The organism is Thermocaproicibacter melissae (assembly GCF_024498295.1).
GTDB lineage: Bacteria > Bacillota > Clostridia > Oscillospirales > Acutalibacteraceae > Thermocaproicibacter > Thermocaproicibacter melissae.
On record NZ_CP101827.1, the window covers coordinates 1660305 to 1681087 of the forward strand.

Here is a 20783-nt window from a genome sequence, read left to right on the forward strand (position 1 = left end):
TGCCCGCGACACATTTTCCGGATATTCTGTCAAGCGAAACGAAGTTTTACGATAGTTGGAGTGACGCTCATGGATATGCCCATGGTTCTTCCCGCACGCGGAAAAACACACGGATTCTTGCGAAGGAACTGGCACCGGTTTACACTTGCTGCCATTGTGCTTCTTTCGTTCTTCCTCAACTTTTATGAAATTTCCCAGCTCGGTTACGGCAACGCCTACTATGCGGCCGCCATCAAAAGCATGACGCAGAGCTGGCATAATTTCTTTTACGCTTCCTTTGACCCCGCAGGCATAGTTTCCGTTGACAAACCTCCACTTGGGCTGTGGGTGCAAGTACTTTTCGTGATGATATTCGGTTACCACGGCTGGGCCATGCTTCTTCCGCAGGCACTCTCGGGGGCTGCTTCCTCCGCCATGATGTATGTGCTCACGGCCAAGCGTTTCGGCAAGCCCGCGGGCTTAATTTCGGCCCTTGTTTTCGCACTGACGCCCGCTGTGGTTGTTGCTTCGCGCAACAATACCATGGATATGCAGCTCATTCTCGTTCTTTTGATTGCAGCGTGGTTCCTGTTCCGTTCCATCGAAACGGGAAAATGGCGCTATTTGTTCCTCTGTGCGGTCATGATCGGCCTCGGCTTTAACATTAAAATGCTGCAGGCCTACATGATTCTTCCCGCTGTGGTTCTTGTTTACCTGCTCTGCGCGAAGGAAAAGCTCGGGCGCAGATTCCTTGCCGGCGTAATCAGCGTTATCATTCTAGCAGCGGTTTCGTTTTCATGGGCCGCAGCGGTTGACCTCACTCCCGCCTCAAACCGTCCCTATGTTGGCAGCTCCACCAACAACACCGAGTGGGAACTGATTCTCGGCCATAACGGCATGGAACGCATCGGCGGCATGGGCGGCTTTTTCCGCGGCACACGCGGCGGAAGAATGGGCGGCCCGATGAACGGAAACGGCGACGGCTTCCGTAACCGTCCGGACGGCTTTCGCAGAGACGGACAGAACACCCCGGATGGGAGCAATCAGCAAAATACGCAGGACAACAAAATCCAAACCGACAACAGCAGTAATTGGAACGGCCAGAACAACATGACTCCGCCTGACGGCACCAGCAATCAGAACGGGCAGAACAACATGTCTCCGCCCGATAACTCCAACAACCAGAACGAGCAAGATAATATGGCCCCGCCCGACGGATTTAACAACCAGAACGGGCAAGGCAACATAGTTCCGCCTGATAACTTCAACAACCAAAACGGACAGGACAACATGATTCCGCCCGACGGCTTTCATCCGGAAGGTATGCCCCGGTTCGGCAATAGGAACGGCGATGGCGGTCCGGGCATGATGGGCATGGGTGCTAACGGCGGTGGCGCCGTCGGCAACGACATCGGCACAGCCGGCATCACGCGCCTATGGCAGCAGAGCATGTACGGGCAGGCCTCGTGGCTTCTGATTCCCGCTTTCTTCTGTATTCTCGCCTGCGCGCGCCGTCCGAGAAAAGGACAAAAGCTCACCACAAAGCAGGGCATTTTCCTCTTCTGGGTCGTATGGCTGGTTGTCATCGCCGTTTTCTTCAGCTTTGCCTCGTTCTACCACAGGTATTACCTCTGCATGCTGGCACCCGGCATCGCCGGCGTAATCGGCATCGGGTTCCCGGAGATGTTCCGTCAATTCCGCATGCGGAAAGGCTGGCGGCAGTGGCTCCTGCCTCTGGCAGTCCTCACCGGAAGCGGATTCTCCGCTTGGTATGTGTGGGTCTATTACTCCGAACTGCGCGCAACCCTCTTCCCAATTCTTCTCGGGTTCGGCGCTGCCGCCCTCATCGCAATGGCAGTGTATCTGCTTCGCCCCAAAAAGGCAATCGCCCTTGCGGCGGCAGGACTCATGGCCGTTTCCCAGCTTTCCGGTTCCTTCTACTGGGCGCTCACCTCGACCTTGTACGTCTGTGAAAATGTGACGATGCCTTACGCCGGACCGGAACTCAAGTCCACGCAAAATACGCCCGGCATGACGCCGAACCAAGAGGCCTTTGTCGAGAACGACAGCGCCACGCAATCGCTGGAAGATTACCTCGTCAAGAACTACAAAGAGGGCAGTTATCTTGTCGTGGCACAGCGTGCGAACGATGTTGCGCAGTTCATTGTGGACACCGGTCTTCCGGCAGTCGCTTACGGCGGATTCCTCGGAACCGACAACGCCCTGACGCTGGCCCAGCTCAAGCAGTTGGTAAAAGAAGGCAAGATCACTTACTTCCTCGTTTCTTCGGAAGGCGGCATGGGCGGCTCCTCTGATATCATCTCGTATGTAAAAGAAAACGCAACGAAAATTGACGCTTCCGAATACGGCGGCTCCTCCGGCAGAGGAACCCTCTACCGGTTCGATTCCTCCTCCGTTTCAGAATAACCGCATCTTTTTCCAAAGCGGACCTTTCTCCGGAAAGGCCCGCTTTTTGTTCTATTACAGTTTTTGTCGTCATTTTCTTGCTTTTCTTTTGATTTTTGTATGGCGAGAAATATTGACTTTCGTAAATTTTCGGAATAATATTGAATTGATTTTCAATAATTCCAATTTTATCCTTATATTTTTCTGATTATTGTGCTATTTTTACAAAAATTTTCTAGTATTTTTAGTATTTTTCGCCGGGAGGGAATCATTTATGAGGCGAAAACGTTTTTGGAAATCAGGAGATTCTGCCACATCCAATTTCACAGTCTTGAAAGACCTCAAAAACCAACCAGCGAAAGAAAAGAAATCCCTCCGACGAAAAAAATCGGATAAGACGAATAACTCGAAACATTCCATCGGCAGACTCATGGCTGTGATGTCTTTCTGCTGCATTCTCATCACCGTTGCCATTACCGCTGTCATTACGTTTACGGGCAGCAGCATACAGACAAACAGCATCATTACCGCTGACACGGACGCTTCGATGGCCGCATTGCAGAATAATATTTCGCAGATGACCGGCAACGCGAGGAAAGCGATTAATGTCCTCGAGCAGGACAGCGACCTCCGCAGCCAAATCATTGCCAAGAATACCGATGTCCTTGCCAACACACTCAATATTCAACTGCGAAATGTGAACCCCTCTGTCGATTTCTTGACGGTAACCGATGCAGAAGGGAAAGTGCTGCTCTCCACTGCTACCGACAAGACCGATTTATCGGTTGCGGATCAGGCCGATATCAAATCCGCTTTAACCGGTGTTGCCAGCAAAGGTGCTCTGATGGAAGGAAAAGATGTTGCCCTCGCCATTCGTTCCGCGACGCCCATTTCGGATGAAAGCGGGACGATTGTGGGAATGATTTCGGCAGGCTATGACCTCTCCCGCGCTGATTTTCTGAATACTCTGAAAAAAAGCTCAGCCTGCGACTATGCCATTTTCCTTGGCGACACCTGCCTGAGTACAACCATCACGCAAAACAAAAAATCATGCGTCGGTGAGAAGGCGCCGTCTGAAATCATCAACACGGTTCTGAAGAAGGACGGTACATATTCCGGCGAAATGGCTCTCTGGGGAGCAGAATTTTACGCGGAATTTGCTCCATTAAAAGATACGGACGGAAAAATTGTCGGCATGATTTTTACGGGCAAGCCCATCAGCCAAATTAACGCCGACCGCCGGCAATTCCTTATTCTCACCGTTCTCGTTACGATTGTTCTGTCTGCACTAAGCATCCTCATCTTCAACTTCTTCTCGAAAAAGAAGATTGCAACACCGATTCGGAGCATGTCCGAATTTGCTGCACAGCTTGCCGCGGGCAATCTCGAAGCGGACGAATTCGGCGTAAAGTCAAAGGATGAAATCGGACTTTTGGCAGAGTCGCTCCAGACAATGGCAAAAAATCTACGCGTCTATATTAGCGATATTACCTACCAGCTCTCAGAAATTTCAAAGGGCAACATGACCTCCGATTTCAAGCTGGAATACATCGGAGATTTTGCCCCCATTCACGACGCCATGAAGACCATTGCGGATTCCATGAACGCCACGCTCAAGCAAATCAACCTGTCTGCCGAGCTGGTCAACCGCGGTTCCTCCGAAGTTGCCGCGATTTCTCAGTCACTTTCGCAGGGCGTTTCAAAGCAGGTCACTTCCGTGCAGGAGCTTTCGGATGCAATTAGCGACGTCTCGTTGAAAACGGAAAAAACCAATTCCCTCGTGGCCCGCGTGAATGAAACTGCCGCAAAAGCCGCGGAAAGCCTCACCGGCTCCAGCAAAAAGACAGAGGAACTGCTTGCCGCAATGGACGAAATCAAGACTTCCTCGTCCCAGATTGAGCAAATTATCAGTTCAATTGACAGCATTGCGTTCCAGACCAACATCTTGGCTCTGAACGCCGCTGTGGAAGCGGCACACGCCGGAGCCGCCGGAAAAGGGTTCGCCGTCGTGGCGGATGAAGTGAGAAACCTCGCCGCAAAATCTGCGGAGGCTTCCCGCCAGACTGCCGAACTGATTCGTTCTTCGCAGGAGAAAGTCGAGACCGGCTTTGCGATTGCGGAAGAAACGGCGCGCAATGCACGCGATGTCAATGAAAGTCTGAATGCCATTATCAAAGACATTGGCGAGATTCATACGGCTGCCGAAGCACAGAGCGCAAGTGTCGCACAAATCAGCGCAACCATTCAGCAAGTCTCCGATGTGGTGCAGACAAACTCTGAAACCTCTGAAGAATGTGCAGCCGCAAGCGAAGATCTCTCGAACCAAGCTGACCTTCTTCGCGGGGAAGTCGGCAAGTTCCGTTTGCGCTGAAAAGAAATAATTTAGGAGAATGTTTCCCGTCTCCTGCTAAGATATCATGGAGGGTTCCGGATCGTAGACATACCTTTATGCATTTTCGTTTTCGCGTTTTTGTTGCTTTTATTGTTCGGAGGAAAAAGCAGCAAGACTGCCCCCTGTTCAAAACCTTCTGAAAAAACAGCTTGCTCCGGCTTTGGTAATCAGTCTGTTATTCTTGGCAGGAGAATTAATCGGAGCCCTCCGACCAGACCAATTTTTTCCTTATCTTCTCAGTACAGTATGGATATTCTGCAGTTCTGCGCTTGGTTTAACCTTCGCAAAAAAGTCGGGATTAGAACCTCTAGCATATTTCGCCTTTGCTTTCAGTCCCTGTTCCGGTGGATTTTCAAGCGCGGATGGTTGGCAGTCATTATATCCGCTCTCTTCTTTGCACTGTATCACCTGACACCGATGAACAGTATGTATCAAATCTACTGGCAATTTCCGCTTTCACAGTTCTGCAGTGTTTTCCTCTCCGGCCTTGTTTTCGGCATGTTTTACGAGAAATTCGGATTGGAAACGGCCGTTCTCGGCCATACCCTGTTTGATTTTTTTGGGGTTTTGTTTTCAACTTAAAATACCGTCGTGTTGAGAACACGGCGGTATTTTTCGCAATCATGCGCAATTTGGTCAAATGATACTTTACGCATTTTTATTTATAACGAAAACGGCATCCCGATTTTTCAATCGAGATGCCGCTCTTATATACCCTGAAAACTGAATAAAGGTGAAGCAGGTATGGGCGAGAGATGAGCGCCCGACCGAAGTATGGTCAAGCTCTCGGCCTATTAGTACTGCCAAGCTGAACACGTTACCGTGCTTACACATGCAGCCTATCAACCTTGTAGTCTACAAGGGGCCTCTCCAGCTTACGCTGTGGGATATCTTATCTTGGAGTCGGCTTCACGCTTAGATGCTTTCAGCGTTTATCCGATCCGCACATAGTTGCCCAGCTGTGCCACTGGCGTGACAACTGGTGCGCCAGAGGTGCGTCCATCCCGGTCCTCTCGTACTAAGGACAGCTCTCCTCAAATATCCTACGCCCACGACAGATAGGGACCGAACTGTCTCACGACGTTCTGAACCCAGCTCGCGTACCACTTTAATCGGCGAACAGCCGAACCCTTGGGACCGAATTCAGCCCCAGGATGTGATGAGCCGACATCGAGGTGCCAAACCTCCCCGTCGATGTGGACTCTTGGGGGAGATCAGCCTGTTATCCCCAGGGTAGCTTTTATCCGTTGAGCGACGGCAATTCCACTCTCATACCGCCGGATCACTAACTCCAACTTTCGTTTCTGCTCGGACCGTCATCCTCGCAGTCAGGCTGGCTTTTGCGTTTACACTCTTTCGCACGGTTTCCGTCCGTGCTGAGCCAACCTTTGAGCGCCTCCGTTACCTTTTAGGAGGCGACCGCCCCAGTCAAACTGCCCGTCTAACAATGTCCCCCGACCGGTTTACGGCCGCAGGTTAGAATTTCAGCAACTTAAGGGTGGTATCCCAAGGGTGACTCCGCCGCAGCTAGCGCCGCGGTTTCCCAGTCTCCCACCTATCCTGTACATAAATTGCCGAAACCCAATATTAAACTGCAGTAAAGCTCCATGGGGTCTTTCCGTCTTGTCGCGGGTAACCGGCATCTTCACCGGTACTACAATTTCGCCGGGCGGGTAGTTGAGACAGTGCCCAGATCGTTACACCTTTCGTGCGGGTCGGAACTTACCCGACAAGGAATTTCGCTACCTTAGGACCGTTATAGTTACGGCCGCCGTTTACTGGGGCTTCAATTCGATGCTTGCACATCTCCTCTTAACCTTCCAGCACCGGGCAGGTGTCAGCCCCTATACTTCATCTTTCGATTTAGCAGAGACCTGTGTTTTTGCTAAACAGTCGCCTGGGCCTATTCTCTGCGACCACATCGCTGTGGCACCCCTTCTCCCTAAGTTACGGGGTCAATTTGCCGAGTTCCTTAACTACCCTTCTCCCGCTGGCCTTAGAATCTTCTTCCTGTCTACCTGTGTCGGTTTGCGGTACGGGCGCATCAGATATCCATACAGCTTTTCTCGCCCCACTTCAGGCATACTTCCCTACTCTAATTTCGGTCCCTTACGCCCGGGTCAACCATCGCCCGGGTTATGCCCTTCGCAGGTGTCACTGTACTTAAATCTTTCTGCGGTAACGGAATATCAACCGTTTGTGCATCGGCTACGCCTTTCGGCCTCACCTTAGCTCCCGACTTACTTGGAGCGGACGAACCTTCCTCCAAAAACCTTAGACTTTCGGCCAATATGATTCTCACATATTTCTCGCTACTCATTCCGGCATTCTCACTTCTGTACTGTCCACCAGCGCTTCCGCTCTGATTTCATCCTGTACAGAACGCTCTCCTACCATCCCTTTCGGAATCCCAAGCTTCGGTATATGATTTTAGCCCCGTTGAATTTTCGGCGCAGGGCCACTCGACCAGTGAGCTATTACGCACTCTTTTAATGAATGGCTGCTTCTGAGCCAACATCCTGGTTGTCTGAGCAACCCCACATCCTTTCCCACTTAACCATATTTTGGGACCTTAGCTGTGGGTCTGGGCTGTTTCCCTTTCGACGATGAAACTTATCTCACACCGTCTGACTCCCGCACTTAAATTATCCGGCATTCTGAGTTTGATAGGCTTCGGCAACCTTTCGGCCCCTAGTCCATTCAGTGCTTTACCTCCGGTAATTATGTGCGAGGCTAGCCCTAAAGCTATTTCGGAGAGAACCAGCTATCTCCGGGTTCGATTGGAATTTCACCGCTACCCACACCTCATCCGCTACCATTTCAACGGGAGTCGGTTCGGTCCTCCATGAGGTTTTACCCTCACTTCAACCTGGACATGGGTAGGTCACCCGGTTTCGGGTCGAATACAACTGACTTCTTGCGCCCTATTCAGACTCGGTTTCCCTACGGCTCCGGACCTTAAGTCCTTAACCTCGCCAGTTACATTCACTCGCCGGACCATTCTACAAAAGGTACCCGATCACCCTTTGACGGGCTTTCGGTGCTTGTAAGCACAAGGTTTCAGGTTCTATTTCACTCCCCTCCCGGGGTGCTTTTCACCGTTCCTTCACAGTACTCTTCTCTATCGGTCACCAGGGAGTATTTAGGCTTGGAGAGTGGTCTCCCCATCTTCCCACCGGATTCCTCGTGTCCGGCGGTACTCTGGATACAGCCCCATGTGTTCCGTCTTCGCCTACGCGGCTTTCACGCTGTCTCGCAGGCCTTCCCAGACCTTTCGGCTGACTTCCCACATTTCTTAGCTGTCCGAAACCCCGAGAACATTGCTGCCCTCGGTTTGGCCTCTTCCGCGTTCGCTCGCCACTACTTGCGGAATCTCTCTTGATTTCTTTTCCTCGCCCTACTTAGATGTTTCAGTTCAGGCGGTTCCCCCCGTATACCTATGAATTCAGTATACGGTGACTGGACATGACTCCAGCCGGATTGCTCCATTCGGAAATCTGCGGATCAATACCTACTTACGGTTCCCCGCAGCTTTTCGCAGTTTGTCGCGTCCTTCTTCGGCTCCTGGTGCCAAGGCATTCCCCTTGCGCTCTTTGTAGCTTGACCATGTGATATCGTTCGGTTCTCAAAATTGCAGTTCCCTTAAACAAGATTTCGCAAAACCTTGATTAATTGATAACAACTTTTTCTCGCTTAATATCTGCTTCGTGCTTTATTCAGTTTTCAAGGTACAGACACACAGTGTCATTCGTCGCGCTTTACTCAACCGCTTCCGCAGCCTCGCAGTCGCGCAATTGAGATACTGTATGTTATTTTGCAGGCTCAACCTGCTGGTGGGCTTAAGTGGACTCGAACCACCGACCTCACGCTTATCAGGCGTGCGCTCTAACCGGCTGAGCTATAAGCCCATATCTTCTTCCGGCCAGAGGCTATCAGTGTTTCTTAGCCACAATAGCCGTTGGTGGAGATAAACGGGATCGAACCGTTGACCTCCTGCTTGCAAAGCAGGCGCTCTCCCAGCTGAGCTATACCCCCATATAGGAGTTATTCAACTGTTTGGTCTTTTCTCGTTCTCTTTCCCTGAAGAACCTTCGCCGTCTCCGGCTTGGGGCCTTCAAAATTAAACAACGATTCAGGAATGGTCCTCCGTAATTCTGACCTTGGATTCGCAACAGATTTTCCATCTGTTCGCTCTCTCCATAGAAAGGAGGTGATCCAGCCGCACCTTCTGATACGGCTACCTTGTTACGACTTCACCCCAGTCGCCAATCCTACCTTCGGCGGCGCCCTCCTTGCGGTTAGACTACCGACTTCGGGTATTACCGGCTCCCATGGTGTGACGGGCGGTGTGTACAAGGCCCGGGAACGTATTCACCGCGGCATGATGATCCGCGATTACTAGCAATTCCGGCTTCACGCAGGCGGGTTGCAGCCTGCGATCCGAACTGGGACCATTTTTGGGGATTTGCTCCGCCTCGCGGCTTTGCTTCCCTTTGTTGATGGCCATTGTAGTACGTGTGTAGCCCAGATCATAAGGGGCATGATGATTTGACGTCGTCCCCACCTTCCTCCGTTTTGTCAACGGCAGTCTGATTAGAGTGCTCTTGCGTAGCAACTAATCACAAGGGTTGCGCTCGTTGCGGGACTTAACCCAACATCTCACGACACGAGCTGACGACAACCATGCACCACCTGTCTCAACTTTCCCCGAAGGGCACTCCCATATTTCTACAGGATTAGTTGGATGTCAAGATCTGGTAAGGTTCTTCGCGTTGCTTCGAATTAAACCACATACTCCACTGCTTGTGCGGGCCCCCGTCAATTCCTTTGAGTTTCAACCTTGCGGTCGTACTTCCCAGGTGGATTACTTATTGTGTTAACTCCGGCACGGAGAGGGTCAGACTCCCCACACCTAGTAATCATCGTTTACGGCATGGACTACCAGGGTATCTAATCCTGTTTGCTACCCATGCTTTCGTGCCTCAGCGTCAGTTAGAGCCCAGCAGACCGCCTTCGCCACTGGTGTTCTTCCCGATCTCTACGCATTTCACCGCTACACCGGGAATTCCGTCTGCCTCTACTCCACTCAAGCCCCACAGTTTCAAATGCAGTCCATCAGTTAAGCCGATGGTTTTCACACCTGACTTGCAGAGCCGCCTACGCACCCTTTACACCCAGTAAATCCGGACAACGCTCGCTCCCTACGTATTACCGCGGCTGCTGGCACGTAGTTAGCCGGAGCTTCCTCCTTGGCTACCGTCATTATCGTCACCAAGGACAAAGGTTTACAATCCGAAGACCTTCTTCCCTCACGCGGCGTCGCTGCATCAGAGTTTCCTCCATTGTGCAATATCCCCCACTGCTGCCTCCCGTAGGAGTCTGGGCCGTGTCTCAGTCCCAATGTGGCCGTTCAACCTCTCAGTCCGGCTACCGATCGTTGCTTTGGTGGGCCGTTACCTCACCAACTGGCTAATCGGACGCGAGCCCATCTCTCAGCGGATTGCTCCTTTGATTCTAAAGCCATGCGACCTCAGAATGTTATGCGGTATTAGCGTCCGTTTCCAGACGTTATCCCCCTCTGAGAGGTAGGTTGCTCACGCGTTACTCACCCGTCCGCCACTAAACTGTCTCGAAGCAAGCTCCAAAACAGTTCCGTTCGACTTGCATGTGTTAGGCGCGCCGCCAGCGTTCGTCCTGAGCCAGGATCAAACTCTCTAAAAATTTGGTATATATACGTCCGAAGACGTTTATATCAATTTCTAGAGCCTCTTAGCTCTTTTCGATACACTAACGTGTATTCGTAATCTCTTTGCGAGTATCTCTACTCTAAGGAAAATTACGGGTTCCGTATTCCTTACTCGTTGTTTAATTTTCAAGGTCCCATGCGATCCCCCAGCCTTTTGGCTTTCGTTTCCGCAGCGCCCTTTCCGCAAGGCGCTTGTCTATAATACCTCACGTTTGCCCGTTTGTCAACACCTTTTGGAGCAATTTTTTTGAATTTTCTTAAATTTGTGTGATCTTGCAGCTTTCCAGCGGCTTTGTTATAATGAAAAGCAATCCTAAATAGTAGGAGGGATAAGAATGCCAATCAAAGTACCGGCAAATCTTCCGGCTGTTCAAGTTCTTGAATCGGAAAATGTTTTTGTCATGACAAATGAGCGCGCGATGTCGCAGGACATACGTCCTCTTAATATTGTAATTCTCAATCTGATGCCGACAAAAGCGGAGACTGAGACTCAGCTGATGCGTGTTCTGAGCAATACGCCGCTGCAGGTCGATGTGACACTGCTGCAGATGGCAACCCATAAATCCAAAAATACATCGGAGTCGTACCTCCAAACCTTTTACAAGACCTTTGACGAAATCTGCGATAAAAAGTTTGACGGCATGATTATCACCGGCGCTCCGGTGGAAAAACTACCGTTTGAGCAGGTCGACTACTGGCCGGAGTTATGCAAGATTATGACATGGAGCCGCAGCAACGTCTACTCCACCATGCATATTTGCTGGGGAGCGCAGGCTGGTCTCTATTATCACTACGGAATACCGAAATATCTGCTCTCGCAGAAGATAAGCGGCATTTTCCGCCACCGTGTACTGGATCCGCTTCACCCGCTCGTGCGCGGATTTGACGACGACTTCTGGGCTCCGCACTCCCGCTACACGGAAATCCGTCGTGAGGACATTGAAAAACACCCGGAGCTCGAAATCCTGACCGAATCCAATGCCGCCGGGGTACATATTGTAGCGACAAAAAACGGGCGGCAGATATTTGTTACGGGTCACGAAGAATATGACCGAGACACTCTAAAGAAAGAATATCTGCGAGATGTAAAAAAAGGGCTTCATCCTTTCGTGCCGCAGAATTACTTTCCGAACGATGACCCGACGCAGGAACCGCCGTTCGTCTGGCGCAGCCACGCATTCCTGATGTTCTCAAATTGGCTGAATTATTTCGTCTACCAGAACACCCCGTATGAGATTGACAAAATCTCAGAATAATCTCGGAATAACATTATATGCGCAAGCGCAGGGTTCTGACCTTCGGTCGGAGCCCTTTTTTAATTATTTAATATCTGCGGATGTTCCTGAGGAAGACTTTTTTATCTTTTCTATATAGTAACCGGTAAGTTCCCTTGCGATACGGTCACGGGTATTCGCATCACCGCGTACATATTCCGATTTCATACGGTTGTAATCATCTTGTGTAATGTCCAAATCTTCACATTCTCTGCTCAGGCTTGAATAACTCTCGCCTTCCGTTATTCCTTCATAAACATCCATTAATTCCTTTTCGAGGGGCTTAAATTCCAGATAGATCGGTGTACTGACATATACCGGTGTACTGATACCATTTGAAGTATTCTTGGAATTTTTGGGAATCGACCAACATATGATGAAGATAATTCCCCATACGACAACAAACCACAAAATGACAGAGGCAAAGGAGCGTTTACGTTTTTTGGTTATAAAGCCCAATTTATTCCTATGGCGCATTAAGAGAAGGATTTTTTGGCGCTCTACACCGGTCGGATAATAATACAACATATCCCGAAGCATGGGAGCAAAAATAGCGGTCCATTCTAGGGGCTTTAAATCTCCATGGTCAATTAAATAAGACAGAAACCGCGAAATGAATTCGTCACTTTTGCGCTGCAGCACAAATTCATTGGAAGAAAAGCATTGTTTCCACTTTTTTAGTCTTTTTAGTACTTTTTTCTCATGATAGATCGAATCAATGGTTTTGAGAAAACTCGCAATTCGATCTTCCTCTATTTCTTTTCCGCGTTCGATGACATCTTCAAAATTATATTGCTCTTCTCTTATATCAAGCCTCTTGTGGCCAAGCAATTTGAGCTGCTTTGGGTAACCCTTTTTCTGCTCTGATGCAGTTGGTTTTTCGGAGGTTTTTTCGCTCCCTTGATTATTTTGTAAGAGTTGCTCAGAATTCTCATTTTCCGCAGGCTCCGGCGGGAACACATGATTTGTTTCCGAAGTGGAATTCTCGGCTCTGTTTGACGCTTCCTGCTGCGAATTTGCGTCAGCCTCCGCAGTATAATACATCAAGCCCTGAGACTCCGAAGACTCTTCTTTGCGCTCCGATGCAGCTCCTTCGTTCACCTGATTTTTCGGCAAGGACTGTTCAGGGCTCTCACTCCTCGAAGGCTCCGGCGGGAACACATGATTTGTTTCCGAAGCGAAATTCTCGGCTCTGTTTGACGCTTCCTGCTGCGGATTTGCGTCAGCCTCCGCAGTATAATACATCAAGCCTTGAGACTCCGAAGACTCTTCTTTGCGCTCCGATGCAACCGATTTATTGAAAGTAAGTTCGCTGATTTGCAAGAGGCTCTGGTCGCCGAAAAATTCTGCCGGATTTCCGTCTTTTACTTTTGAATATGCGATTGCCTGCTGAAATGCGTGGTAGACAATTTGAAAGCCTTCCGGATCATCCTCAGGATGATGTTGGGTCACAGCGCGTGCATACGCTTTTTTTATTTCGCGCTGATCTTTTGTGGGAGAAATTCCAAGAACTTCCCAGCAATTCATGTGAAGTCATCCTCGTTTAAGCCGAAATCAATATCTTCAATTTGGTCCAATAACTCCGTTAAGTAGCGCTTTGACCTTTCAATTTCCACAATGCCACGTTGATTCAGGGCACATTCAAAGGATGTGAGTGCTTTTTCAATCTCTGTGCGGGTTTCCCCAGAAGTTTCCGCGTAAAGTCGTCCACCTCGCGCAAGCAAAAGACTGTTTTCATCTTGCCCATTGGGGCTTAATTTCAGTTGGTTCATTGCAGCCATATGCTGCTTAAATTCTGTTTCAGACAAAGTACTGCGATTAATAATCTCTTCTACGTACGGCTTATCTCCGCTCTCCGGAAATACTTCAATATCAAGAATCCCGTTGATGTCATAGGTAAACCTGACAAAAAAACGTGTATTCTTACGAACTTTCGAGGGGAAACGAACTTTAAACTCATCGATCAAAAGATCATTGTCCAAATTCTGTGATTCCCCTTGATAAACCGATATTGTAACATCATCCGAATCATAACGCGTCCAAAAAGCTTTTATCTTGCTTGCAGGGAGAGGGGTATTCTTTTCAAGAATCGGCGTAAAAACAAGCCGATTCAATTCCTCATCGTAAACACTCATACCAAGCGAAAACGGACAGATATCACACAGGACAAGATCTTTTATCTCCCCATTGCGGCTTTTGATTCCCGTGGCGATTCCCGTCCCAATGCTTACCGCGTAATCCGGCGAAATCCGGTTGATCATCTGCCGGCCTGTTAAATGTTTTAGATATTTTTGTACCGCAGGCATTTTACTGGAACCGCCAACCAGAATGATTGCATCAATGTCAAAGATGTTTTTCCCACTGTCCCGAAGTGCTTGGCGAATCACTTTTTTAATCCTCTCAAAGAGAGAAGCGCAACACTCAATCAGTTGTTTCTCATCCAGCACCATTTCATATTGCTTGCCATGGTGATCATACACAAAGCCAGCCACACTTTGCGATGAGAGCGCAATTTTGCAGCGTTCTGCCAAACGCAGCACGCTATTTCTCTCCTGCACCGTTAACTCATCGCTTAGTTCGGGATATGTTTGGAAGAAACGCTGCGCAATGGCCGCGTCGAAGTCGTCACCGCCTAAATGATTGTCGCCGGAAATCGCAACGATTTGGACGATGTTTTCAAACAACTCCACAATGGAAACATCCAACGTTCCTCCGCCGAGGTCAAAGACAAGAAAGACCTTTTCCAAATCTGCCATGCCACGATTAGCAAGCGCGGCAGCAGAGGGTTCGTTGATGATGCGCTCTACCTTGAGGCCTGCAAGTTCCCCCGCAAGCTTGGTGGACGAACGTTGCCTGTCATTAAAATAGGCAGGGACGCTGATGACGGCTTCCGTGACAGGTTCCTTTAAGTATGCTTCCGCATCTGCTTTTAGCTGGCGGATAATAAACGAAGAGAGATCTTCCGGACGAAAGGTATGAGGGCCCAGGGTATAAGTTTTTTTCGTTCCCATAAAACGTTTAAAACTGGAGGCGGTTCTGTCCGGATGGCTGATGAGTCTCTCCTTTGCAACTTTGCCGGTCAAAATATCGCCGTTCTCATCAACACTGACAACAGACGGAGTCAGATATTCTCCCAATGAATTCGGAATGAGCTCGCATCTTCCATTTCGCCAAACAGAAGCGAGACTGTTGGTCGTTCCCAAATCAATGCCGATTACTGCCAAGCTAATCCCTCCTTAATCCTATAAATAATTATAGCTTTGAACAAATAAAATGCAATATTTCCCTTTTATGTGCTTTCGTAGCATATATGGTAATAGTAATATAAAAAGCCCCTCCCCGACCCTTAGGCCGAGGAAAGGGCTTTTGATTCAACTAAGAGAGTTTCCTGCGAAGTTCATTTAAAATTTTCTTTTCCCGTCGGGAAACCTGCACCTGCGTCATGCCGAGGGCTTTAGCGGTTTCCGTCTGGGTATGGCTTTGAAAATACCGAAGCACAATAATTTTTCGATCTTTCGGTTTCAGCTCGGTAACGACCTGTTTCAGCGAAAGCAGTTCTGTAATTTTATCGTCCTCCGGCTCAACACTGACGTCGAGCTGGCCGCCCCCATCATCTTCATCCGCTGTGAGAGAAAGCGGCGCTTGTGCGGCTCCGAGCGCTTCCGCGGCTTCTGCCGGTTCTACTCCCAAAATATCGGCCAGTTCTCCGATTTTCGGCGGACGCCCCTCGCGCTCCGCAAAGGCGGTCGATTCCTTTAAAGCCCGTATGGAAAGCTCCTTCAGCCCACGGCCCACCTTAACGGCGCCGCCGTCCCGAAACAAGCGCTTTATCTCGCCGAGAATGACCGGAACGGCGTAGGTGGAAAAGCGGACGCCGCGCGTTTCATCAAAATTTGCCGCCGCCTTTACTAGGCCGAGACATCCGGCCTGAAAAAGGTCGTCATACTCAATGCCGCGCCCCTTGAACCGGCGCGCGCAGGCATGGACAAGCCCGACATTCTCCTGAACGACACGGTCAGTGTTCATCTTCCGCAGGACGGCGGCGAATGGTTTTCTCCATAATCACGGACGTTCCTTTTCCCGGCCGCGACGAGACATGCAGACGGTCCGTGAAACTTTCCATAACCGCAAAACCAAGACCCGCACGTTCCCCCTCCGAGGTTGTGAACATCGGCTGCATCGCCTGTTGGATGTCTGCAATTCCGCATCCTTTGTCGCGAACTTTTACCACGACTCTGCCGTTTTCGTAAATGCGGCAGTTTATGTAGACTGTTCCGATGGAATCACGGTAAGCATGAACAATGCAGTTTGTGACGGCCTCGGACACTGCCGTTTTAATATCGCACAGCTCGTCCACCGTGGGGTCCAGCTGTGCGATAAAAGCGGAAACGGCAGCCCTTGCAAATCCTTCGTTCGCGGAGCAGCTCGGGAAAGACAACTCCATTTCATTCATCGGTTTCATTTACAGTCCCCCTTCTGATTGTGCACAGGCGCTCCAACCCGGCGAGAGAAACAATTCGCTCCACGTTCGGCGGCAAATTGCGGATTTCCACTAAACCGTTCCAAGCCTGCATCATCTTGCAGCGGCCCATAATCAGCCCTATGCCGGAACTGTCCATGAATTTAACGGCTGAAAAATCCATAATCAGCGTTTTCGGCTGCACTTTTGCCGCAGTTGAATCAATCTCCGTGCGGATTTCCCTCGCGGAGTGATGATCAATTTCACCGCTGAGGACGGCTGTGAGAACACTGTTTTTTAAAATCAGCCTTACACCCATGAAGGGCACCCCCAAATTCCAGATTAAGTTAGTATGCCCCATTCGGGCATAAAAAATCCCCTATCCATTAAAATAATGGACAAGGGATAAATTATTGCTCGAATTTTGAGGACATTCTTATATTTTATGCGTCTTTTCCGGCAGTTTATGCTCGGCTAGTAGCTTTCGGAGCGGTTCGCGCAGTTCCCCTGCAAGATACAGCGACCCGCAGACGACCAGTGCACAGCCGGGTTCCAGCCGCGCACAGGCAAGGCGAAGCGCTTCCTGCGGATTTTGTGCCGCGTCAGCTTCCGTCCCTGCTTTCCGCCAAAGGGCCGCAAATTGTTCTGCGCTCATTCCGCGCGGGGAGGGCGGCACCGTGGCAGCGACATAAGAAAAAAGTCCGCTAAGATTCCGGACCGCGTGTGCTGCGTCTTTGTCCGCCATCATGCCCATGACAGCAACGATTTTTTTACCGGGCAGGCAGCTACGCAAAGTCGCCGCAAGTGCGGAGGTTCCTCCGGGGTTATGCGCGCCGTCGATGAGTACGGGCGGATTTTCCGAAAGCACCTCAAACCGCGCGGGAAGCCTTGCGTTGGAAAATCCGTTCCGCAGCGCATCCGATGAGATGTTCAGGCCGGAACTGCGCAAAACCTCAACTGCGGAGAGTACGGTTGCGGCATTCTGCACTTGGTGTTTTCCCGGGAAAGAAAGCCGAAGCGTTTCGCCCCGATATTTCAGCTGCGTTCCGGCAAGGCCGGAAGAAAGAATCTGGATTCCCTCCAAGGAGGCCTCCGTAAGCGCACAGCCACGTTCTTTTGCTGTGCGCCGAATCACTTCGAGTGCCCCTTGGGGCTCACCGGGGCTGCAGACCACCGGACAGCCGGGTTTGATAATCCCGCATTTTTCCGCTGCGATTTTTTCCACGGTGTCGCCGAGAACCTCGGTATGGTCGAGGGAAATCGAAACAATCACGGAAACGAGCGGAGACTCAATGACATTGGTCGCGTCAAACCGTCCGCCAAGCCCGACTTCCAAAACCGCAACATCGCATTTCTGTTCCGCAAACCAGAGAAACGCCATTGCGGTAATTACTTCAAACTCAGTAAGCTGCAGGCCTTCCGCAAGCATTGCGTCCGCTTCCGCAAAAACCCGTTGCGCAATTGCAACAAACTCCTGCCGCGGAATCATTTGGCCGTTTAGCTGCAGCCTCTCACGGAAATCGCAGACATGCGGGGAAACGGTCAGCCCCGTGCGGTAGCCTGCCGCAGTCAAGATGGACGCGAGCAGGGTACTTGTTGTCCCCTTCCCGTTTGTGCCGGCGACATGGACGGCTCGCAGTTCCTTCTGCGGATTGCCGAGCCGGCGCAGAAGTTCTTTTATCCGTTCCAGCCCCGGCTCTCGGCTGAACCGATGGTACGTGTCTATTTTTTTTAGAGTTTCTTCGTATGTCATAGACTCTCCTCGGAAAATGCAAACCTCTCCCGTTCGTCTGAAAACGGGAGAGGTTCATCAAACAGTTTATTGCATTTCTTTAATGCTCGATTCAATGAGGGCAATATGCTCCTTGAGCTTTGCGGCGTTTTGGCGAACTCCTTCCACAACATTCGCCGGAGCTTTGGCAAGGAACTTCTCGTTCTTCAGCTTGGCCTCAGCCGTTGCGAATTGCTTTTTGGCAGATTCGAGTTCCTTCGTCAAACGGGCAAGCTCCGCTTTCTTATCGACTAGCTCATCCGTAGGGATAAACAGCTTGGCGTCTGGCGTTACGATGGTTACGGCGCCGTCAAGCGTGAAGGACGGGCCGATTTCAACGCTGCTGGCCCAAGCAAGGCGTTCAAAGATAGGAATTCCCGCGCGGAATGTTTCCGGCATTGCGGTGGCAATGTAGAGACGCGCTCTGCGGGAAGGCGGAACATTCATCTCAGCGCGGCGGTTGCGCACGGCACGAACCGCTTCCATGATTTTGCGCATCTCTTCGGCCGCCTTGGGGAAGCAGTGGTTCTCATCATATTCCGGCCATTTGGAAATCATGATGGACTCGCCGCTGTGCGGAAGCGCCTGCCAAATTTCTTCGGTGATGAACGGCATGAAGGGATGCAGCAACTGCATAGTGGAGGACATGCACCAGACTAGCACCTGACGTGCATTTTGCGCAGCCTTCTCATCGCCGGAGTTGAGGCGAATCTTCGAGATTTCAATATACCAGTCACAGAACTCATCCCAGAGGAAATCATAGAGTTTCTGCACGGCAATGCCGAGCTCGAAATGCTCCAGATTATCCGTAACTTCCTTCGTCAAGCGGTTGAAGGAATCGACAATCCACTTGTCCTCGAGAGACAGCTCTTCCGGAAGAGTGCACGGAACGTCATGCCCTTCGAGGTTCATCAGAATAAAGCGTGCGGCGTTCCAAATCTTATTGGCAAAGTTTCGGCTCGCTTCCACCTTATCCTGCGAGAAGCGCATATCGTTTCCTGGGCTATTGCCTGTTGCGAGCGTAAAGCGCAGGGCATCTGCGCCGTACTTGTCGATAATCTCCAGCGGATCAATGCCGTTGCCGAGCGATTTGCTCATCTTGCGGCCCTTTTCGTCGCGCACAAGGCCGTGAATCAGCACGGTACGGAACGGTGTTTCGCCCATGTGCTCCATTCCGGAGAAAATCATGCGGGCGACCCAGAAGAAAATGATGTCGTAACCCGTTACGAGGGTATCGGTCGGGTAGAAATATTCAAGGTCCGGAGTCTTATCCGGCCAGCCGAGCGTCGAGAACGGCCAGAGTGCCGATGAGAACCAAGTGTCGAGCGTATCGGGGTCCTGCTCCAGATGCGTGCTGCCGCACTTCGGGCAGGCATGAGGAGCTTCGCGGGCAACGATGGTTTCTCCGCAGTCCTGGCAATACCACGCGGGGATGCGGTGCCCCCACCAAAGCTGGCGCGAAATGCACCAGTCGCGGATGTTTTCCATCCAGTGATAATAAATCTTTGCATAACGGTCCGGAATAAACCGCGTCTTGCCGGAGCGGACTGCTTCAATGGCAGGCTCCGCAAGCGGCTTCATTTTTACGAACCATTGTTTGGAAACGCGTGGTTCCACAATGGTTCCGCAACGATAGCAGGAGCCGACGTTGTGCTTAATTGGCTCCACGCGCACGAGGTAGCCCTGTTCTTTGAGGTCGTCCACAATCCGCTTACGGGCCTCAAGGCCGGGCAGTCCGGCATATTTTCCGCCGTTCTCGTTGATGCTGCCGTCTTCGTTCATGACGTTGATGACTTCGAGGTTATGACGCAGACCGACTTCAAAGTCGTTCGGGTCATGCGCCGGTGTAATCTTCACCACACCGGTTCCGAAGTCGCGCTCAACATATTCATCGGCGATGACCGGAATCTCACGCCCGACAAGGGGTAGAATCAGCGTTTTGCCTACAAGGTGCTTGTAGCGCTCATCCTCGGGGTGAACCGCCACAGCCGTATCGCCCAGCATCGTTTCGGGGCGGGTGGTAGCAAGTTCAAGATAGCCGCTGCCGTCTTTGAACGGATAGCGCAGATGCCAGAAGAAGCCGTCGCGCTCCTCAAACTCAACTTCCGCGTCGGAAATGGAAGTTTTGCAGTGCGGGCACCAGTTGATGATGCGCTCGCCGCGGTAAATCAACCCTTTTTCATAAAGACGGACAAAGACCTCGCGAACTGCCTTGGAGCAGCCTTCGTCCAGCGTAAAGCGCTCACGGTCCCAGTCGCAGGAAGAACCGAGCTTTTTCAGTTGCTCGACGATGCGCCCGCCGTACTGCTCTTTCCACGCCCATGCGCGCTCCAGAAATGCTTCTCGGCCGATTTGTTCTTTTGTAAGGCCCTCTTTGCGCATGGCTTCGACGATTTTTGCTTCCGTCGCAATGGAAGCGTGGTCGGTGCCGGGGAGCCAAAGAGCGCAATAGCCCTGCATTCTTCTCCAGCGAATCAGAATATCCTGCAACGTTTCATCGAGGGCATGTCCCATGTGGAGCTTGCCGGTGATGTTCGGCGGCGGAATAACGATGGTATACGGTTTTTTCTTCGGATCTCGTACCGCGTGGAAGTATTTTTTCTCAAGCCAGAACCGATAGGTTCTGTCTTCAACCTCCTGCGGCTCATAGGTTTTGTTTAATTGCCTGCTCATGTTTTATCCTTCCTCTGTTGTTCGGACAGCGCTATGCGTGCCAAGTTTCTGAGAAAAATACATGTTCTTTTTATTATTGCATT

The 20783-nt window shown here is 50.8% G+C and carries 11 protein-coding genes, 2 tRNA genes, 2 rRNA genes and 1 pseudogene; 4 read left to right on the forward strand and 12 right to left on the reverse strand.

Annotation, left to right across the window (positions count from 1 at the left end; all coding sequences use genetic code 11):
• The first annotated feature begins 69 nt into the window (after nucleotides 1–69).
• The 3 genes from NOG13_RS08085 (at nucleotide 70) to NOG13_RS08095 (ending at nucleotide 5359) form a co-directional block, all read left to right on the forward strand.
• Nucleotides 70–2406, forward strand: a complete 2337-nt coding sequence (locus tag NOG13_RS08085; protein ID WP_283110058.1) for a glycosyltransferase family 39 protein — start codon at nucleotides 70–72, stop codon at nucleotides 2404–2406.
• Between the two features lie 253 nt (nucleotides 2407–2659).
• The gene (locus NOG13_RS08090) at nucleotides 2660–4756 is read left to right on the forward strand and encodes a methyl-accepting chemotaxis protein (protein WP_283110059.1); all 2097 of its coding nucleotides are present in this window, start codon (nucleotides 2660–2662) and stop codon (nucleotides 4754–4756) included.
• Between the two features lie 267 nt (nucleotides 4757–5023).
• Nucleotides 5024–5359: a CPBP family glutamic-type intramembrane protease gene (locus NOG13_RS08095; RefSeq protein WP_283110060.1), complete on the forward strand. Its 336-nt coding sequence runs from the start codon at nucleotides 5024–5026 to the stop codon at nucleotides 5357–5359.
• Nucleotides 5360–5551: 192 nt separating this feature from the next.
• Here NOG13_RS08095 and NOG13_RS08100 read toward each other — a convergent pair.
• From NOG13_RS08100 to NOG13_RS08115, 4 genes are all read right to left on the reverse strand, one after another.
• Nucleotides 5552–8383 (reverse strand): 23S ribosomal RNA (locus NOG13_RS08100).
• A gap of 225 nt (nucleotides 8384–8608) precedes the next feature.
• A tRNA-Ile gene (locus tag NOG13_RS08105) sits at nucleotides 8609–8685 on the reverse strand.
• 51 nt (nucleotides 8686–8736) lie between these two features.
• Nucleotides 8737–8812 (reverse strand) — tRNA-Ala (locus tag NOG13_RS08110).
• A 168-nt stretch (nucleotides 8813–8980) separates the two neighbouring features.
• Nucleotides 8981–10498: ribosomal RNA gene (locus NOG13_RS08115) — 16S ribosomal RNA — on the reverse strand.
• Together the 16S and 23S rRNA genes with 2 tRNA genes alongside form the textbook arrangement of a ribosomal RNA operon.
• A gap of 360 nt (nucleotides 10499–10858) precedes the next feature.
• Here NOG13_RS08115 and metA point away from each other — a divergent pair.
• On the forward strand, nucleotides 10859–11779 hold the full coding sequence (metA, locus tag NOG13_RS08120; RefSeq protein WP_283110061.1) for a homoserine O-acetyltransferase MetA: 921 nt from the start codon (nucleotides 10859–10861) through the stop codon (nucleotides 11777–11779).
• 63 nt (nucleotides 11780–11842) lie between these two features.
• Here the strand turns inward: metA and NOG13_RS08125 are convergent, their stop codons facing one another.
• From NOG13_RS08125 to NOG13_RS08155, 8 genes and pseudogenes are all read right to left on the reverse strand, one after another.
• The gene (locus NOG13_RS08125) at nucleotides 11843–13120 is read right to left on the reverse strand and encodes a hypothetical protein (RefSeq protein WP_283110062.1); all 1278 of its coding nucleotides are present in this window, start codon (nucleotides 13118–13120) and stop codon (nucleotides 11843–11845) included.
• A 111-nt stretch (nucleotides 13121–13231) separates the two neighbouring features.
• A pseudogene (locus tag NOG13_RS09520) lies at nucleotides 13232–13324 on the reverse strand (DnaJ domain-containing protein); the annotation flags it as partial.
• Nucleotides 13321–15021 carry a molecular chaperone HscC gene (locus NOG13_RS08130; protein ID WP_283110063.1) on the reverse strand — a complete coding sequence of 567 codons (1701 nt, stop codon included), beginning with the start codon at nucleotides 15019–15021 and terminating at the stop codon, nucleotides 13321–13323. The pseudogene NOG13_RS09520 and the gene NOG13_RS08130, both read right to left, overlap by 4 nt.
• 151 nt (nucleotides 15022–15172) lie before the next feature.
• On the reverse strand, nucleotides 15173–15823 hold the full coding sequence (locus tag NOG13_RS08135) for a sigma-70 family RNA polymerase sigma factor (protein ID WP_283110064.1): 651 nt from the start codon (nucleotides 15821–15823) through the stop codon (nucleotides 15173–15175).
• Nucleotides 15813–16259 (reverse strand): anti-sigma F factor, encoded by a 447-nt coding sequence (spoIIAB, locus tag NOG13_RS08140; protein WP_283110065.1) that lies wholly within the window; start codon nucleotides 16257–16259, stop codon nucleotides 15813–15815. Before spoIIAB ends, NOG13_RS08135 begins: the two co-directional genes overlap by 11 nt.
• The gene (locus tag NOG13_RS08145; RefSeq protein ID WP_283110066.1) at nucleotides 16243–16575 is read right to left on the reverse strand and encodes an anti-sigma factor antagonist; all 333 of its coding nucleotides are present in this window, start codon (nucleotides 16573–16575) and stop codon (nucleotides 16243–16245) included. Before NOG13_RS08145 ends, spoIIAB begins: the two co-directional genes overlap by 17 nt.
• A 117-nt stretch (nucleotides 16576–16692) precedes the next feature.
• A complete protein-coding gene (locus tag NOG13_RS08150) occupies nucleotides 16693–18009 on the reverse strand; it encodes a bifunctional folylpolyglutamate synthase/dihydrofolate synthase (RefSeq protein ID WP_283110067.1) in 1317 nt (438 codons plus the stop codon).
• Between the two features lie 66 nt (nucleotides 18010–18075).
• The gene (locus tag NOG13_RS08155; protein ID WP_283110068.1) at nucleotides 18076–20700 is read right to left on the reverse strand and encodes a valine--tRNA ligase; all 2625 of its coding nucleotides are present in this window, start codon (nucleotides 20698–20700) and stop codon (nucleotides 18076–18078) included.
• Nucleotides 20701–20783 lie beyond the last annotated feature (83 nt).

Coding starts and splice junctions, on each gene's coding strand:
- NOG13_RS08085 (WP_283110058.1), top strand. CDS start 70: ATGGATATGCCCATGGTTCTTCCCGCACGCGGAAAAACACACGGATTC.
- NOG13_RS08090 (WP_283110059.1), top strand. CDS start 2,660: ATGAGGCGAAAACGTTTTTGGAAATCAGGAGATTCTGCCACATCCAAT.
- NOG13_RS08095 (WP_283110060.1), top strand. CDS start 5,024: ATGGATATTCTGCAGTTCTGCGCTTGGTTTAACCTTCGCAAAAAAGTC.
- metA (WP_283110061.1), top strand. CDS start 10,859: ATGCCAATCAAAGTACCGGCAAATCTTCCGGCTGTTCAAGTTCTTGAA.
- NOG13_RS08135 (WP_283110064.1), bottom strand. CDS start 15,823: ATGAACACTGACCGTGTCGTTCAGGAGAATGTCGGGCTTGTCCATGCC.
- spoIIAB (WP_283110065.1), bottom strand. CDS start 16,259: ATGAAACCGATGAATGAAATGGAGTTGTCTTTCCCGAGCTGCTCCGCG.
- NOG13_RS08145 (WP_283110066.1), bottom strand. CDS start 16,575: ATGGGTGTAAGGCTGATTTTAAAAAACAGTGTTCTCACAGCCGTCCTC.
- NOG13_RS08150 (WP_283110067.1), bottom strand. CDS start 18,009: ATGACATACGAAGAAACTCTAAAAAAAATAGACACGTACCATCGGTTC.
- NOG13_RS08155 (WP_283110068.1), bottom strand. CDS start 20,700: ATGAGCAGGCAATTAAACAAAACCTATGAGCCGCAGGAGGTTGAAGAC.